Source organism: Nonomuraea sp. NPDC002799, assembly GCF_053592075.1.
Genome location: NZ_JBSFVA010000024.1, coordinates 135495 through 150686, shown reverse-complemented (window position 1 = coordinate 150686; position 15192 = coordinate 135495). Strand labels below are relative to the sequence as shown.

The 15192-nt window shown below is 67.1% G+C and carries 18 protein-coding genes; 10 read left to right on the top strand and 8 right to left on the bottom strand.

What is annotated here, in order from left to right; all coding sequences use genetic code 11:
- Positions 1-346: 346 nt before the first annotated feature.
- Positions 347-1240 (bottom strand): LysR family transcriptional regulator, encoded by an 894-nt coding sequence (locus tag ACWD0F_RS34720; protein ID WP_449883357.1) that lies wholly within the window; start codon positions 1238-1240, stop codon positions 347-349.
- A gap of 116 nt (positions 1241-1356) precedes the next feature.
- Between ACWD0F_RS34720 and ACWD0F_RS34715 the strand changes: the two genes are divergently transcribed.
- From ACWD0F_RS34715 to ACWD0F_RS34705, 3 genes are all read left to right on the top strand, one after another.
- Positions 1357-1794 carry a YybH family protein gene (locus ACWD0F_RS34715; protein WP_449883354.1) on the top strand — a complete coding sequence of 146 codons (438 nt, stop codon included), beginning with the start codon at positions 1357-1359 and terminating at the stop codon, positions 1792-1794.
- A 272-nt stretch (positions 1795-2066) separates the two neighbouring features.
- Complete coding sequence (locus tag ACWD0F_RS34710) at positions 2067-2549, top strand: hypothetical protein (protein ID WP_449883351.1); 483 nt, start codon at positions 2067-2069, stop codon at positions 2547-2549.
- On the top strand, positions 2542-4164 hold the full coding sequence (locus ACWD0F_RS34705) for a multicopper oxidase family protein (protein WP_449883349.1): 1623 nt from the start codon (positions 2542-2544) through the stop codon (positions 4162-4164). Before ACWD0F_RS34710 ends, ACWD0F_RS34705 begins: the two co-directional genes overlap by 8 nt.
- A 298-nt stretch (positions 4165-4462) precedes the next feature.
- Here ACWD0F_RS34705 and ACWD0F_RS34700 read toward each other — a convergent pair whose 3' ends face one another.
- The 3 genes from ACWD0F_RS34700 to ACWD0F_RS34690 form a co-directional block, all read right to left on the bottom strand.
- The gene (locus ACWD0F_RS34700) at positions 4463-5140 is read right to left on the bottom strand and encodes an integrase core domain-containing protein (RefSeq protein WP_449883347.1); all 678 of its coding nucleotides are present in this window, start codon (positions 5138-5140) and stop codon (positions 4463-4465) included.
- A 235-nt stretch (positions 5141-5375) separates the two neighbouring features.
- Positions 5376-6431: a patatin-like phospholipase family protein gene (locus tag ACWD0F_RS34695; RefSeq protein WP_449883344.1), complete on the bottom strand. Its 1056-nt coding sequence runs from the start codon at positions 6429-6431 to the stop codon at positions 5376-5378.
- A gap of 50 nt (positions 6432-6481) precedes the next feature.
- Entirely contained in the window at positions 6482-7081 is a 600-nt protein-coding gene (locus tag ACWD0F_RS34690; protein WP_449883342.1) for a TetR/AcrR family transcriptional regulator, read from the bottom strand.
- A 356-nt stretch (positions 7082-7437) separates the two neighbouring features.
- Here ACWD0F_RS34690 and ACWD0F_RS34685 point away from each other — a divergent pair, with 356 nt between their 5' ends.
- The 3 genes from ACWD0F_RS34685 (at position 7438) to ACWD0F_RS34675 (ending at position 9809) form a co-directional block, all read left to right on the top strand.
- Positions 7438-8100: an integrase core domain-containing protein gene (locus ACWD0F_RS34685; protein WP_449883339.1), complete on the top strand. Its 663-nt coding sequence runs from the start codon at positions 7438-7440 to the stop codon at positions 8098-8100.
- 134 nt (positions 8101-8234) lie between these two features.
- Complete coding sequence (locus ACWD0F_RS34680) at positions 8235-9008, top strand: oxidoreductase (RefSeq protein ID WP_449883337.1); 774 nt, start codon at positions 8235-8237, stop codon at positions 9006-9008.
- Positions 9009-9065: 57 nt separating this feature from the next.
- Positions 9066-9809 carry an SDR family oxidoreductase gene (locus ACWD0F_RS34675; protein WP_449883334.1) on the top strand — a complete coding sequence of 248 codons (744 nt, stop codon included), beginning with the start codon at positions 9066-9068 and terminating at the stop codon, positions 9807-9809.
- A 78-nt stretch (positions 9810-9887) separates the two neighbouring features.
- Here ACWD0F_RS34675 and ACWD0F_RS34670 read toward each other — a convergent pair whose 3' ends face one another.
- Positions 9888-10868, bottom strand: a complete 981-nt coding sequence (locus tag ACWD0F_RS34670; protein WP_449883332.1) for a LysR family transcriptional regulator — start codon at positions 10866-10868, stop codon at positions 9888-9890.
- A 400-nt stretch (positions 10869-11268) separates the two neighbouring features.
- Here ACWD0F_RS34670 and ACWD0F_RS34665 point away from each other — a divergent pair, with 400 nt between their 5' ends.
- On the top strand, positions 11269-11565 hold the full coding sequence (locus tag ACWD0F_RS34665; protein WP_449883329.1) for a hypothetical protein: 297 nt from the start codon (positions 11269-11271) through the stop codon (positions 11563-11565).
- Here ACWD0F_RS34665 and ACWD0F_RS34660 read toward each other — a convergent pair.
- Positions 11562-12014 carry a hypothetical protein gene (locus ACWD0F_RS34660; protein WP_449883326.1) on the bottom strand — a complete coding sequence of 151 codons (453 nt, stop codon included), beginning with the start codon at positions 12012-12014 and terminating at the stop codon, positions 11562-11564. The genes ACWD0F_RS34665 and ACWD0F_RS34660 overlap by 4 nt on opposite strands.
- A 231-nt stretch (positions 12015-12245) precedes the next feature.
- Between ACWD0F_RS34660 and ACWD0F_RS34655 the strand changes: the two genes are divergently transcribed.
- Entirely contained in the window at positions 12246-12740 is a 495-nt protein-coding gene (locus tag ACWD0F_RS34655; protein WP_449883323.1) for a DUF7134 domain-containing protein, read from the top strand.
- An 80-nt stretch (positions 12741-12820) separates the two neighbouring features.
- Positions 12821-13306 (top strand): N-acetyltransferase family protein, encoded by a 486-nt coding sequence (locus ACWD0F_RS34650; RefSeq protein WP_449883320.1) that lies wholly within the window; start codon positions 12821-12823, stop codon positions 13304-13306.
- Between the two features lie 319 nt (positions 13307-13625).
- Here the strand turns inward: ACWD0F_RS34650 and ACWD0F_RS34645 are convergent, their stop codons facing one another.
- Positions 13626-14267 carry a hypothetical protein gene (locus ACWD0F_RS34645; RefSeq protein ID WP_449883318.1) on the bottom strand — a complete coding sequence of 214 codons (642 nt, stop codon included), beginning with the start codon at positions 14265-14267 and terminating at the stop codon, positions 13626-13628.
- A gap of 71 nt (positions 14268-14338) precedes the next feature.
- The gene (locus tag ACWD0F_RS34640; protein WP_449883316.1) at positions 14339-14587 is read right to left on the bottom strand and encodes a NucA/NucB deoxyribonuclease domain-containing protein; all 249 of its coding nucleotides are present in this window, start codon (positions 14585-14587) and stop codon (positions 14339-14341) included.
- A gap of 335 nt (positions 14588-14922) precedes the next feature.
- On the opposite strand from ACWD0F_RS34640, the gene ACWD0F_RS34635 reads away from it, so the two are divergent.
- Complete coding sequence (locus ACWD0F_RS34635) at positions 14923-15066, top strand: hypothetical protein (RefSeq protein WP_449883313.1); 144 nt, start codon at positions 14923-14925, stop codon at positions 15064-15066.
- The last annotated feature ends 126 nt before the right edge of the window (positions 15067-15192 follow it).

Here is a 15192-nt window from a genome sequence, read left to right as displayed (position 1 = left end):
GCGTTCTGATGCCGAAGCACCAGCAGTTCCGCCTCCTTGGAGACGCTCCTTCGGAGCAGCAGCGCGGGCAAAGACAGCAAGCGCCGGGCGACGGCGTACACCGTAGGCAGGATCACGAATCATGATCTCAGGCGACCCGGACCGGTCACTCGGTGCCGCTGAGCCCTTCCGCTCACCGGACGAAGGGCTCTGCGCTGGAGGTGATTCGAGTTATTGAGCCTCACAGGATGCCGGTCTTGACGATGGCGATGCCTTCGCCTTCGAAGACCGCGTCGAATGCGGCCGTGTACCTGCTGTCGCGGTCCCGGACCAGGTACTTCGCTGTGGCGCCGGCGTTTCTCGGGGGTTAGTCGGTGGTCCAGTCCCAGTTGGTGATCGTGGTGCGCATCAGTCGGGCGGCGGTGGACAGGTGGCTGTCGGCGCCCCAGTAGAGGGTGACTGCCCGACGGCAGTCGGGGCTGTCGACGGCGATCCAGGTGGCTGGAGGAGGCGCGGCGCTGCGGTGGGCCAAGCGGCGGGCGACGGAGGGGATGAGACCAACGCCGAGTCCGGCGACGATCAGGTCCGCGATGGCGCTGTGCTCGTCGGTCTCGCAGACGATCTTTGGGGTGAGGTCTCGTGCGGCGAAGAGCCGATCGAGTAGTCCGCGTAGCCAGTGCCCTTTGCGGGCGGTGATGAAGGGCTGGTCGGCGAGTTCGTCGATGCTCACAGACGTACGGCCCGCCAGCGGGTGATCGAGTGGCGTGCCTACTCCAACGGCCTCTTCGAACAGTCGCACGGACTCCAGGCCCTCGGCATGGATCGGCTGCGAGGCGACACACAGATCAACGTTCTGGGCCCGCACGTGGCGGGCCATGTCATCGGCCGGCGACCAGTGGAGCTCGATCTCGATGGTGGGATGGGCTCGCTTGTAGGCCGCCAGCGGCCCGGTGAGCGTGAGGAAGGTTTCCGACGCCAGTCTCACGGTGCCCAAGCCCTCGCTGGTGGCCTCGGCGACGGCTCGTCGTCCCGCATCGAGCTCCCCGAGGGCACGTTCAACGTGATCGCGGAAGAGCTTGCCCGTGTCGTTCAGCCGGAGCCGGCCGCTGCGATCGAACAGTGGTACGCCCAGTTCGCTCTCCAATCGGGCGATGGTCCGGCTCAGCGACGGCTGGGCGACGTGAAGCTCGTCGGCTGCCCGGCTGAGGTGCTCCAGTCGCGCCACCACCAGGAACTGCTTGAGCGAGTTCAGCTCCATCATGCCTCCACGAGCATAACAGCATACCAATATTGATCTTAGACAAGATAACGCTCAAGACATAGTTTCGCATGTGTCAGAAGACAAGATTTCACGGCGGAGGGAAGGACGGGGTAGCGATGCCTACGCGACGCGAGGTAGACGAAGCCAAGATTCGCCGGCAGGTCGACAAGATCGTCGAAGGACTCGGAGCCAAGGATCTCGAGGGCCTGAAGCAGCCTTACGCAAAGGACGTCGTGTCCTTCGACGTCGAGCCACCGCTCCAGCATGTGGGGCTGGAGGCGAAGCTCAAGAACTGGGCGAAGGCGTTCCTGTTCTTCGAGAGTATGACTTATGAGCTCCGAGACTTGACACTCGCCGTGGGCGATGAAGTGGCGTTCGGGCATGCCTTCGCTCGTCTCAGCGGCACCCTGAAGAACGGGACGGCAACGAGCGGTATGTGGGTCAGGGTCACGTATGGCTTCCAGAAGATCGACGGCGATTGGTTGATCACGCATGACCAGGTCTCAGCGCCGATCGACATGAGCGGCAAAGCAGTGGTCGACCTCGAGCCCTGACAGGCCGCGCTCGTCGCCTGGGGCCGAATCGGCCCCTACGGCTGGTGGCCGTGCGACACCTGACCGGGACAAGCCCGGACGGCCCGGTGCTAGCGGCGGAGAGGGAGGGCCGCTCCATGAAGATCAGCAACGATCCGCCCGCCGAAGCGCGGACAGATTCGTCGCGGCAGTGGGCTCGCGTCAGATCCGCAGTACAGCGGGTCACTTTCGCGCGGGTTCCGTCACCGGCGTCGTGCGTGATCGCACATCGAGAACAGAGTTGAGGACGCCCGATGGTTCCGACAGCTAACAGGTTCCGCCCGGCCGTGCCGGCCCGATCCGATGTCACGCATCGGACGACGCTCAGCGGGTGGGTCTTCCGGGCCGTCATCAGCACGCACATGGCGGCGATCGTCGGCCAGCCCGTGTTCGCCGGGGTGTATCTGAGCGGTGACTACGACAGCTTGCGCTGGCACGCGGTCGGCGCCGACATCGTCACCACTCTCGGCTACCTGCAGGTGATCGTGGCGATCATGATCTGGGTACGGCTGCGCCAGGCCCGGCCGTTCCTCGCCACCCTGGCACTGGTGGCGGCCGAGACCGTGCAGTACTTCGCCGGGCTGAACGGCGAGCTGTGGTTGCACATCCCGCTGGGCGTGATGACCGTCGCCGCGCTCGTCGTGCAGTTCATCGCCGCGTGGCGCCGGCCCATCCAGCGGCTCAAACGGGTCAGAACCGTGCGGAAGCCTGAGCAGAGAGAAGTCGACAATGCGTGAGCGACCTGACGATCGATCGGAGCGAGCCCTCGGCATGGCCAGGCGCCGGTTCCTGGGCATCGGCGGGGCGCTCGGGTTGATGGCGAGCACCGGTCTGGGGGCCTCGGCCGCGCTGGCCCGCCGTCCGTCGGTCACCGGTGCCGAGCTGCGCAGCGCCGTGCCGCTGCCGCCCGCGTTCCAGGTGCCTCTGCCGGTTCCGTCCGTACTGGCGCCGGTCAGTACCTCGGGCGGCACCGACCGTTACGAGATCATCCAGCGTGAGGTGACGGCGGAGATTTTGCCGGGTGTCAGGACACCGCTGTGGACGTACGGAGGCGCCTTCCCCGGGCCGACGATCGAGTCACGTCGCGGCCGGCCGGTCACCGTGTCGCACCGCAACGAGCTGCCCGTGCCGACCGTCGTGCACCTGCACGGCGGTCGGACCCCGCCGGCTTCCGACGGGTACCCGACCGACCTCGTCCTTCCCGCGAGCTGGCCCGAGGCCGCCCACGACATACACGACATGGCCGGCATGCGGAGGATGCTCGACCCGCGGGCGGTGCTGAGCAGGCTGAGGCGCGACTACACCTTCCCGCTGGAACAGCGGCCGACACTGCTGTGGTACCACGACCACCGGATGGACTTCACCGCCCCCGCGATCTGGCGAGGGCTGGCGGGGCTGCACATCGTGCGCGACGACGCCGAAGACGCGCTCGGCCTGCCCGCGGGACGGCGCGAGCTGCCCCTCATGATCGCCGACCGGGCGTTCGCCGCCGACGGCGGCCTGGTCTATCCCGCTCTCGACCCCGGCCTGCGGGACCGGCCGGGCGTGCGCGAGCCGTACCTGGCCGGAGTCCTCGGTGACGTGATCCTGGTCAACGGCGCGCCGTGGCCCGTGCACGAGGTCGATGCGGCGCGGTACCGGCTGCGCGTCCTGAACGCCTCCAACGCCCGCCACTACGAACTGGAGGCGGTCACCGACGACGGGCGCGGGCTCGATCTCGTTCAGGTCGGCGCCGATCAGGGGCTGCTCGCGACGCCGGTCACCCACCGGCTGCTGCCGATCGCGCCGGCCGAACGCTACGACGTGATCATCGACTTCGCGGACGTCCCGGTCGGCGGCCGGGTCAGGATCCTCAACCGGCTGGGCTCCGGGCGCACCCGCGACGTGATGGCCTTCCGCATCGCCCGCAAAGCCACCGACGACAGCCGTGTCCCGCGCACGCTCTCCAACGACCTGCCGGCCTGGCGACGGTCGGACGCCGTCAGGGTGCGCGACTTCGCCTTCCGCGCCGGGCAGATGCGAGGCGGGCACGGATGGCTGATCGGCGGCCAACCATTCGACCCCGCCCGCTCCGATGTCACCACCCGCTTCGGCGACGTCGAAATATGGCGGCTGGTCGCTGACGTCCACCATCCCGTCCATCTGCATCTGGTCGGCTTCCGGGTGCTCTCGCGCCGCGGAAGGCCGCCGCTGCCGCACGACGCAGGACTCAAGGACACCGTCTCTCTGCGGCCGGGCGAATCAGTGGAGATCATCACCCGCTTCGACGGCTACCGCGGCCGCTACCTCTTCCACTGCCACAACGCCGAGCACGAGGACATGGGGATGATGGCCAACCTCGAGATCATCTAGGATGACTATGGTGTCGTTGTCGAGAACGACTCTGATCAGCGCCACGCTCACGGCGTCGTTGTACTACTCCCGCTGCTGGTGAGAGGGCCCTGTAGGACTCTGCTGGTTGAACTCGCGCGGTGCCGACCGGTTAGTGTCTGATGACTTCTGTCCTTGATCACGCCTGTGGGAGAAGCCGTCGTGTTCGTCTTGGCCGCGGGATGGACAGGTAGCCATGTCGATGCGACCCTGTGGGGCTCATAAAGAGAATGCGGTGTCTGACCTGCCGGTTCTCGGGTGGTGTCAGCCGGCCACCTGATCAGCTGGCGATCCGGTACTCGTTGATGAGGCCGCCGAGGATGGCTCTGCGGTGGACACCGTGGTCGGCCAGGTCGATGGGAGTGGGCGGTCCTGCTTCGGCTTGCGATGGGGACAACTGCCCGATGCCGCGGTGGGGTCGGATCGTGTTGTAGTGCGCCAGGTAGCGGGTGAGCGTCCGGCGCAGATGCTGCTCGTTGAGGATGAGCATGTTGTCCAGGAGTTCGCGGCCTAGGGTGCCGATGATCCTTTCGCAGTGTGCGCTCGCTTTCGGGGCCTGTGGTGGGCTCTTGAGGACGCGCAGGCCGGCGTCGGCGAAGACCGCGTCGAAGGCTTCGGTGAACTGGCCGCCGCGGTCGCGAATCAGGAACTTCAGCTTCGTCATGATGGATGCGCCGGTGACCCCGGCGAGGGTTCTCCCGGCCATGCGCAAGATGAGAGCCTTGACCGCAGCCGCGGTGGGTGGCCGGCCGGGACGGCGACGGTTGCTGTAGTCCCACTTGTTCGCTACGAGTTCGCGGTGCCAGGCCAGCAACGTGGCCGGTCTGATCGGGAAGATCTCCGCCCATCGGGAGCGGGGTATCAGGTGTGAGAGCGCCGCCAGCCACAGGCGATCGGCCGACTCGTAACGCACCCGCGGGACCTGACGGCGCAGGACCGTGTTCTGATGCCGAAGCACCAGCAGTTCCGCCTCCTTGGAGACGCTCCTTCGTAGCAACAGCCCAGGCACAGACAACAGACGCCGGGTAACGGCGTACACCGTCGACAAGATCACGAAACCTGATCCCAGGCGGCCCGGACCAGCCATCCGGCACCCTGAGCCCTTCCTCCCACCGGACGAAGGGCTCTGCGCTGGGAGTGATTTGAGTTCTTGAGCCCCACAGGCCCGCGGCCCGGCCGCCGCAGGCGGATTCTCACCCGATTCCGAGGTCGGCCATTCTGGTCTTCAGGGCGGCGCGACCAGCTTCGAACGCCGTGTGCAGCAGGGCGCCGTCCGTTTCAAGGCGGCCGATGTAGGGAGCGGAATCGGGCGGGCGGATCGACATGACGGCCGGGCCGGGGGAGACGTTGTCGAGGTCGTGCTGGGCCAGCAGGCGGTCGTCGTCGGCCAGCCGGATGTCCCTGCCCAGAAAGGCGGCTCTTAGCTCGGGGGAGTACCCGTGCAGACCGATGCCCGCGATCAGCCGGCTGCCACGCGATGGCCTGGCCGCTGTGCGTGCCCGGTCCGCCGGTCTGCGCGAGCGCAGCACGAGCACGTGGGTAGCTCCATCCCGCAACGCCTGCCGGAAGGGAATCGACTCCGAGAGCCCGGCGTCGTAGTAGGCGCGTTCGCCGAGGCGGACCGGGCCGCCGGAGAGCAGCGGCAGTGCCGCGGTGGCCCGCAGCGCCAGGCGTAGGCTGACCTCGTCACTCACCTGGTGCCTGAGGTTGACCGCCTCTCCCGTCACCACGTCGGTGGCCAGCAAATGGAACTCGATGGCGCCGGCCAGCACGGAAGCGTAGTCCAGCGGGAAGTCTTTGATGTAGAGCACCTCGACCAGTTGCCGGACGTTCACCAGGGGGCGGCCGCGCAGCACATTGCGTCTGCGGATCAGCGCTCGGGCAAAGGCGGGGTCGGTCCAGCCACGCAGGCCTTCCGGGCGCGAACTCAGCAGCCAGGCGGCGGATATCGCCCCGGCCGAGGCCCCGTAGGCAGCGTCGAACAATGGCAGCAGGCCCAGTTCGCTCAGGGCCAGCGCCATACCTGCCGAGACCGTCCCGCGCATCCCTCCCCCCTCGATGGCCAGGGCGACTCGATGGCCATCGGCGCGGTGGCCGGGCCGGCTGGCGTTCGCCCACCGCTCGGCCAGCACATCGGCGAGCCGGTGACGGTCTGCGGGACTCTTGAGGATGTCCATCGGATTCTCCAGTAAGCAGGTTCCCCAGGTAAGCAGGTCGGCGATGCAGCCGGAGGCCGGTTCGACAGGCATGCCGGCGCAGTCCAAGGACGCGGCAGCGGGGGTTGAGGTTGGCTGGCGACTCACCGCGACGCGGTGTCGAGGCGGGTGCGGATGGCGGCTCTGCTGCGCTCGTAGGCGAGGGGGGCGTCGTGGAGGAGGGAGATGGCGTTGGCGGTCTCCATGAAGGCGATCAGCTCGAAGGCGAGTTGGTCGGGGTCGGTGTCGTCGGTGAGTTCGTGGAGTTGGCGGGCGTCTTCGACGGTGCGGGCCACGAGCCGGTTCCAGTCCAGGCCGGCGACGGCGATGGCATCTCGTACGCGGCCTGGTTGGGCGTCGAACTCGGCGGTGACCGAGAAGAAGAAGCATCCGCCGGGAAAGACTCGGCGCTGTGAATAGCTCAGCCAGCTCTCGCACAGCCGGCGCACGCGGTCCAGGCCGGGCGGGACGGCCAACGCGGGCTGGATGACCTCTTCCATGTAGATACCCATCGCGGTACGGATGGTGGCGAGCTGTAGCTCCTCTTTGGAACCGAAATGGCCGAACAGCCCGCTCTTGCTCATCCCCAGGTTTCCGGCCAGCCGTCCTATCGACAGTCCCTGCAGCCCTTCTCTGGAGGCGATGTCGGCCGCCCGGCGCAGGATCGCGTTCCGTGTCCGGTCATCCCGTGGCCGCCCGACCATCTCTGCTCCATTCTCCGCACGAACGTTCGGTCCACCATAGCGCGACTATGAGTTGCGTGTGATGCGGTGGTGGTTCTGGTTCGCGGACCTCTCCGTCCCGTGCGTGTGCGGGACGGCCGCAGAGCAGGGCATCGATCACGAGGTTGGTGGTGGTGATGGCCAGGGAGAATCCTCGCTGGGGCTACGAGCGTATCCGCGGCGAACTGCGGCATCTGGGCCACCGAGTCAGCAGCGCGACGATCCGCCGTATCCCGAAACGAGCGCGCTTGGGTCCGGCGCCGCGACGGGCCGACGACCGTTGGCGTGATTTCCTCCGCGCCCACACTGCGAGCACGCCGGCTTGTGACTTCTTCACGGTGGACACCGTCACGCTGCGCCGCTTGTCCGTCTTCTTCGTAGTGGAGGTCGGCACCCGGTTCGTGCACGTGCTCGGCGTGACCGCCCACCCTGATGGCGCGTGGGTTGCCCAGCAAGCCCGTAACCTCCTCACCGATCTGAAGGACCGAGCCGGTGCGTTCCGGTTCCTGATCCCGGATCGGGACACGAAGTTCACCAACAGCTTCGATGAGGTCTTCGCAGGCGACGACATTCACGTGCTGAAGATCCCGCCGCGGGCGCCTCGCGCGAACGCCTTCGCCGAGCGATGGGTACGCACCGCCCGCACGGAGTGCACCGACCGATTGCTGATCTTCGGCGAACAGCACCTCCGTATCGTGCTGGCCGAATACGCCGATCATTACAGGGTTCAGTCAGGAAAGAGGCAGGTCAGGACCTTGGGCCTAGTTTTTGACACCCTTCACGACTTGTTCGGTCAGATGATCTCAAACGAGCCGCCGTCACGACGGTCTCTTGCCCGGATACCACGCGTCGCATCAGAGCGTGCAGCATGCATGCGGCCAGGCCACCGACGTCACCACCCGGGCATCCCCGGCCCAGTCGGGACCAACACCATGGCGAGAGCAGGCCTCGCGGCATCGGTAGCCGCGAGGCCCATAGGAATTCCCTATGGCAGCTGCTGATATTTCATCTTTGCCTCTAGTCCTTTTCTGGACATACCGTGAATCGGGTCGACGAGGTGCACACCGCGATTGCTCGAAGATTCGCGCTGTGCCCACGCCGAGCGAATGAGCGAACAATCGAAAGGAATGGCAGCATGACCACGGTCGAGAACAGAGCTGAGCCGCGAGAGCTCAAAGGAAAGCGAGCCCTGGTCACAGGTGGTTCCCGCGGAATCGGAGCGGCCGTCGTGCGCCAGCTCCTGGACGCGGGCGCCGAGGTCTTGGCCACCGCCAGGTCGACCACGTACACGGCGCCGGAGGGAGCCGCCTTCGTGACGGCCGACATCCGGACACAGGCCGGGACGGAGGAGCTGGCCACGGCCGTGCAGGAGACGCTCGGCGGGGTGGACATCCTGGTCCACAACGCGGGTGGTGCGCGGGCCAACGCGGGCGGCAGCGCCATGACGATACCCGCCGAGGACTGGCAGGACGCGCTGGAGCTGAACTTCCTGGCAGCGGTGCGGCTGAACTCGCTGCTGGCACCGGGGATGCGGGAACGGGGGTCGGGGGCGATCGTGCATATCTCCACGGCCGCGCTCCTCCCGCCGGTGCCGGCGTTCGCGCACTACCAGGCGGCGAAGGCGGGGCTGGAGAGCTACAGCCGGGCCCTGGCGGCGGAGCTGGCCCCATTCGGAGTCCGGGTCAACGCCCTGGGCCCCGGAAGGACCGCCACACCCGGCGGCGAGGAGACGCGGAGGCGGTGGGCGAGCGACAACGCGGAATCGGGCGCGACCGCCACACCTCCGCTCGGGCGCGACGGCCGGCCTGACGACATCGCCAACGCGGTGCTGTTCCTCGTGTCCGACCGGGCGAGCTGGCTCACCGGGACCTATTTTTCCGTGGACGGCGGCGAATACCCCAGGAACTGACGCCGGAGGGGAAATACGGCGGCGCACTTTCACATCAGACAACGAAGGAATCATGGCATGGAAAAATACAGCGACAAGAATGTAGTGGTCACCGGTGGCAGCAGCGGCATCGGGCTCGCGATCGCGAAGTTCCTGGCGGACGGCGGAGCCCGCGTGATGATCACCGGCCGTTCTCAGGCCACGCTCGACGCCGCACGGGAGCGGTTGGGCGAGAACGTGGTGGTCTTCCGCGGCGACGTGTCCTCGCTGTCCGACCTGGACGCCCTGGCAGACCGGGTGAAGGCCGAGCTCGGCACGATCGACGCCCTGTTCGTCAACGCGGGCATCACACTCCTCACGCCTTTCGAGTCGACGACCGAGGAGGTGTACGACGAGCTGTTCGCGATCAACGTCAAGGGCGCCTTCTTCACCGTGCAGAAGCTCGCCCCGCTGCTGAACACGGGTGCCGGCGTCGTGCTCACCACCTCGGTCGCCGGCGCCGTCGGCATGCTGGACACCAGTGTCTACGCGGCCGGCAAGGCGGCGGTGCGCTCCCTGGCCCGCAGCTTCTCCCGCGAGTTGCTTCCGCGCAGGATTCGCGTCAACGCGATCAGCCCCGGTCCCATCGACACGGGGATTCTGGAGCGCTCCATGACCAAGGAGGACGCCGAGCAGTTCAAGGCGGAGCGCGTCGCGGACAATCCGATGCGGCGTTTCGGCACCCTCGACGAGATCGCCACCGCGGCCGCGTTCCTCGCCTTCGACGCGACGTACACCGCGGGTGTCGAGCTCGCCGTGGACGGCGGAGTCACCCAGCTCTGACCGGCTCCACGCTCCAGCCACTACGCCTCATGACACGCCGCGGGCCGGATCACCTTCCCCCAGACTGTCCTCGGACCCTCACTGGAACGAGCGATCACGGCCCAGGACGAGCTGTTCGGCGGCATTCACCGCGGCAACCTCATCGTGCGGCTCACCGGCCCCAGCGCCTGACCGGCGAAAGGAGGCGGAGCTGTCCCAGGTCTCCTGACGCAGGAGCTCCAGCAGAGCGGTCGCCGCCGGGCCCGCGTCGGACCGGACCACGGCGATGACAGGCTGGGACACGGCCGGGAACACCGGACGTGCGAGGTGCTCGTAACCGCGGGGCACCGCGGAGGCCGGGACGAGTGTCACCCCCAGGCCGTGGGCGGCCCACCGAACGGCTGTCGCCGTCTGGGAAACGCGGGCGACCGTGGCCGGGGTCAGCCCGTCGTTCCGCGACACCTCCAGCAGCACGCCGTCCAGTGCGCTGTCACGGTCGAACCTGACCCACGGCTCCCCCTCCAGATCGCGCAGCTCGACCCGGTCCGCGGCGAGCCGCCGGTGCCCGGCGCCCAGCACCACGACGAACTCCTCCTCGCCGAGGCGGTGGGCGTCCGCGGGGCTCTGCTCGCACGCGGCCATCAGGGCGAGGTCCAGCGCACCCCTGCGGCACAGCCGATCCAGTTCAGCGGAGCTCGACTCCTCGAAGACGGTGACCTCCAGCCGCGGGAAGCGGCGCCGCAGCACGCTCAGCGCGCCCGGCAGCTGCTGCGTGCCGAATCCCAGCTGCGCCGCCACGACCAGCTCCCCCACCAGGTCATCCGCGCCGGCCCGCGCCGTTGCCCGCGCCCGCCGAGCCGCGTTCACCGCGACCTCCGCCTCCTTCAGGAACGCCCGGCCGACCGCGGTGGGCACCAGTCCGGCCGACGTCCGGGCGAACAGCGTCACGCCGAGGTCACGCTCCAGGTTGCGGATCTGCTGGGACATCGACGGCTGGGCCACTTGCAACAACTCCGCCGCCGCCGTCACCGAGCCCTCCGCCGCGACCGCCAGGGCGTACTCGAACTGGCGAAGGCTCATCGGATCCCATCCCTCCTGGGGTGAAGCGTGGCCCACCCCGCCGTCATCGTGTCCCGAACCACTCACGTCAGCCGGATTCCGCGACCGGCGATGAACGTTTCAGCCCACCCGGCACCCTCGCCTCAACACACTCCCGTCCCGAACCCTTCCCGAAGGTGACGCCGTTCCGTTCTGTCGGAAGCGGCCACAGTGCATCCTCACCGCGATAGGCGATCCGCGGAAATACCTGCCACGAGCTGACCAGGAACGAGGCCTCGGTCACAGCGATGCTCCAAGGCTTCTTCGAAGCCCTGCTCGCCAAGCACCCTTTCACGGTGCGCTGATCCGACCGGCCGCCCTCACCAGAACCAGATCTGACCGGAGGCGCGGCATCGTCTGGCAAGCGGCCACCGCCCGCCTGTTGCCCTGCCTGCTCGACGGCCGCTGCTCCGGGCCGGTGTTCCTCACCGACCGGCGCGCCCGCGTCCCGCTGCCACCGGCCGACGTCGACCCCAGCTCCGGCCGGGCCCGCGTTGGTTCCAGATCACGACGCAACACCCGGCCGACCGTCCCGCAGCAGGCGCGCGAGCAGGCCGCCGAACAGCTCGGCGTCAACCGAGAGCGCGTCGCCACGCTGCGCCGGGCAGCCCAGCAGGAGGCCGATATCCACCTGCTGGGCTGGTCCTGTCCACCACGGCCGTCCCGAGTGAGCACCTAGTCCAGATCCCAGCCCGGGCCCGGATCGGTGCTGTTGCCCCAGGGGGTGCAATCCCACGCAGTGGTCTTGACGCAGCCGCGGAAATAGCGGCCCTCGGTGCCCTCGTTGACCGCCTGCGACGTGACCGAGTCGTACCCGCCGCCAACGGTGGCGTGGCAGTTCTTCACCTCACCCTTGTAGGTCCAGTCCAGGGAGACGGTGTCACCGGCACTGAGCTGGTCACCCCACACCCAGTAGATCCAGCCGTATTGGTTGGTGAGCTTGCGGTACAGGTGGACCCAGCCGTAGCCGCTCGGGCCCGACCTCTTGGCCACCCAGTCGTTGGTTCCGGGGAAGCTGTAGGGCCACAGGTTGCGCCCGCACGACAGATCGGAGGCCTGCGCGTCGGCCGCAGGGGCCAGGGTGGCCATGGCTGTCACCAGGACGACTAGAACGCGTTTGACTCTCATGAAACCTCCGTGGGGTCCGGTGTACTCGGCAATCGTTGATCGGGAGAGGGGCAGCCCGCATCGGAGGCGGCGCTGATCTTCGGTTCTGCTTTCCAACGGATTGACAAGCGCCGGCGCAGAGGTGATCAAGCGTGCGACGCCTGAGGAGGTCCCACCGATCCGTCGGAACGCGTAGCGAAGGCCGGCTTCGCGGCTGATGTGATCAATGCGGTGAGCGCCTAGCCTGCGCAGGTGCCCGCACGGTTGGTGGTCCTGGCTCGTCGGCATTCGCAGCTGGTGGACGTGGTCGTCGCGCTGGGGTTGACCGTCGCGTCGTGGATCTTGTCCCTCATCGATCCGCAGCCTCCGGATCGGCTGCCCGATGCGCTCGGCCTGGGCCTCAGCGCGCTGGTCAACCTGCCGCTGATCTGGCGCCGGCGCATGCCGGTGACGGTGCTGCTGGTCTCCTGCGCCGCCGCCATGGCCTACCACGAGCTGGGCTACCACAACGGGCAGAACAACATGGGGCCGCTGCTGGCCCTGTATTCGGTGGTCGTGCATCGCTCGCCGTGGGCGGCGCTGCCGGGCGGCGCCCTGGTGTTGATCGAGTGGACGCACGCCAACTCGTGGCTGCCCACCGTCTTCTGGTCGGCCCTGATCAACGCGACGTTCGTGGTGGGCCGGATGTTGATCTTCGCCAGCGGCATGCGGCTCTGGCCAAACGCAACCAGCAGCTGGCGGATCTGACCGAGCAGCTACGGATCGAGCAGGAGGCCGCCGCCGGGACGATTCCTGGGAGCCTCCCGCCGATGAGTGATAATGGACCCATGACTTTACGCCCCGCCCGCGCCGGCGACGCGGACGCCATCGCCTGCATCTGGCACCAGGGATGGCGTGACGGACACCTGGGCCACGTCCCCCGCGAGCTCGCCGCCGCTCGCACAGCAGAATCGTTTCACGTGCGGGCGGCGGAGCGGATCAGCGACACAACGGTCGCGGTCGTCGAAGGCACGGTCATGGGTTTCGTCATGGTGGTCGACGACGAGGTCGAGCAGGTTTACGTTGCCGCGCAGCAGCGCGGCACCGGAGTCGCGGCCACGCTCCTCGACAAGGCGACATGCCAGGTCGCGGCGAACGGCCACGAGCGGGCGTGGCTCGCCGTTGCCAGTGGCAACACCCGTGCCCGGCGATTCTACGCACGCAACGGATGGGCCGACGACGGCCCTTACCGCTACCCCGCCGCAACCGAGGCCGGCCCCATCGCCGTTCCCTGCCACCGCTACAGCAAGCAGGCCAGTCCGCGCCTGCCCTAGTGCAGGATGCCAAGGCGAAGCTGCGGAGATGGGCCGGGTGCCCTGGCGGGCCGGCGCGAGAGCGTCAAGAGCCTCGAGCATGCCGGACCCAGGCCACTGCTCCAACTAGGAAGCCCAGAGAAACCCGCAACTACTACCCCGAACGCAGTATTGACACCCTTCACGCCCCGCTGCGTCCCGTCCCGGATCCGATCATTGATCCCGAGCGAATCGCGAGCTTGACCATCCGCCGTCGAGACCGGCTCGGCGGAGTCCTCCACGAGCACTCATATGCCGCTTGAACTGCATGGATGGAATTTTCGGCAGGCGTGGTCTCGGCTCACGGGCCGGACGAGAACGGGCCGTCGTATGGCTTGACCTTTGCTGGAATGGGGTAGAAGGTGCGGGTCGCCGTCCACCATTCCTGGTCGGTGAAACGGCCTGTGATGCGGCCCATCATGCAGAAATAGCTGTGCAGATCCTCGTCGTACGCGTCGTGTCCGCCGAGTTCCAGCCCTTCAGTCAGAGGCTGGTATTCGGGGAGGGCCACGGGTTCACCCGGCTCCTGCGGCGGAGTGACGTCGCCGAGCATCTCACCGTCGTAGTAGAGGTGCAGCGGCGAAAGCCCCGGACCTACTTCCCCTGTGTAGTCGATTTCGAATACCCGCCGCTTTCCCAGATTGGGGAGCCCGAGTGGATGCAAGTGCAGGTTGAAAGCGAAGAGGTGTGTCCAACCGGGTGCGTGTGGGCCGATCCAGATCCCCACCTCCGGGTGCCCGTGGTAAACGCTGGTCCCCAGGGTGTCCAATCCGCACTCCACGCGTGACCCCGAGTCAACCCCGAACAGCACGGCCACTTCCTCGGGATCGTCACCCTCGACCCAGAGGGCGTGAAATGCGTTCTCCAGTCCCTGCCCGTACTCGGCCAGCAGGTCCCACTGGTTCTCCGCCGGGAGGTCCTGCCTGAAATCAGGTGTCACCATATGTCCTCTTCTCATGACCACGGGGTCACACGGCTCCGGGCCGTGCAACCCCGTTTTTCATCTGCTAATTGTCAGTCGACGATCTTAACCCAGAATGGGCTGTCGCTGGTCTTGGTGAGGGTGTTGACCGGATCGTAGGTGAGCAGCCGGTAGTAACCGGAGAACATCGCCAACGCCTTGCCGTGCACGTTGTTGTGGCGGTAGCGAACTTCCTGGACCGAGTAGTTAAGCATGTCCTTGGCCGCCCCCTCCTGGGTGGAGGCGAAAGGATACTCGTCGCACTGAGTTTCATCCCAATCCCAGCCGTACTGCTCGTACACGCCCTGGGTGTAGTACTTGCAGTAGTTGGCTCTTGGCTGCAACGAATAGTTGTTGTCTGCCTGCACCGTGAACGGGAAATCCCGAGAAGACTCTCACGTGCGCTGTGCTGAATGAACCGGCTGTAGTACAGGAGGGTTTCGAGACACAGGTGGGTTGCTGTCTTGTTGTAGCCGCGATATCCGAGAACTGCTCTATGGCAGGTTGCGGCCCGCCGTAATGTGCGAGGACGGAGAGGATCGGACGGGGTAAGGGGCATTTGGGACGTACGCGAACTGGGCGGGATAAAGCACGAATCGCGTGGGGGGAGCCTCCGGTTGGGTCGGGTCGCTTGAGCGTGCCTGACTCCGATCGCTGCTTCGACCGGGGAGTCACGACAAACCCGCAGCTCAACACCGTGTACGAAGTATTGACACCCTTCAGGCTGCTGCACGTCGTACAGGAAGACGTCTGCCTCGGCACGGACGTCACGGTGGCGTAGGGCGATTGCAGTGGTGAACGCCTGGCTTCAGGTAATCGCATGTCACTGCGGTTCAGCCTCGAACGAATTCGCCTATTCAGGATGACCGTAAAAGGGTGGAGAGGCGCGCTCCTCATACGTCGCCAA

Coding starts and splice junctions, on each gene's coding strand:
- ACWD0F_RS34720 (WP_449883357.1), bottom strand. CDS start 1,240: ATGATGGAGCTGAACTCGCTCAAGCAGTTCCTGGTGGTGGCGCGACTG.
- ACWD0F_RS34715 (WP_449883354.1), top strand. CDS start 1,357: ATGCCTACGCGACGCGAGGTAGACGAAGCCAAGATTCGCCGGCAGGTC.
- ACWD0F_RS34710 (WP_449883351.1), top strand. CDS start 2,067: ATGGTTCCGACAGCTAACAGGTTCCGCCCGGCCGTGCCGGCCCGATCC.
- ACWD0F_RS34705 (WP_449883349.1), top strand. CDS start 2,542: ATGCGTGAGCGACCTGACGATCGATCGGAGCGAGCCCTCGGCATGGCC.
- ACWD0F_RS34695 (WP_449883344.1), bottom strand. CDS start 6,431: ATGCCTGTCGAACCGGCCTCCGGCTGCATCGCCGACCTGCTTACCTGG.
- ACWD0F_RS34690 (WP_449883342.1), bottom strand. CDS start 7,081: ATGGTCGGGCGGCCACGGGATGACCGGACACGGAACGCGATCCTGCGC.
- ACWD0F_RS34680 (WP_449883337.1), top strand. CDS start 8,235: ATGACCACGGTCGAGAACAGAGCTGAGCCGCGAGAGCTCAAAGGAAAG.
- ACWD0F_RS34675 (WP_449883334.1), top strand. CDS start 9,066: ATGGAAAAATACAGCGACAAGAATGTAGTGGTCACCGGTGGCAGCAGC.
- ACWD0F_RS34670 (WP_449883332.1), bottom strand. CDS start 10,868: ATGAGCCTTCGCCAGTTCGAGTACGCCCTGGCGGTCGCGGCGGAGGGC.
- ACWD0F_RS34660 (WP_449883326.1), bottom strand. CDS start 12,014: ATGAGAGTCAAACGCGTTCTAGTCGTCCTGGTGACAGCCATGGCCACC.
- ACWD0F_RS34650 (WP_449883320.1), top strand. CDS start 12,821: ATGACTTTACGCCCCGCCCGCGCCGGCGACGCGGACGCCATCGCCTGC.
- ACWD0F_RS34645 (WP_449883318.1), bottom strand. CDS start 14,267: ATGGTGACACCTGATTTCAGGCAGGACCTCCCGGCGGAGAACCAGTGG.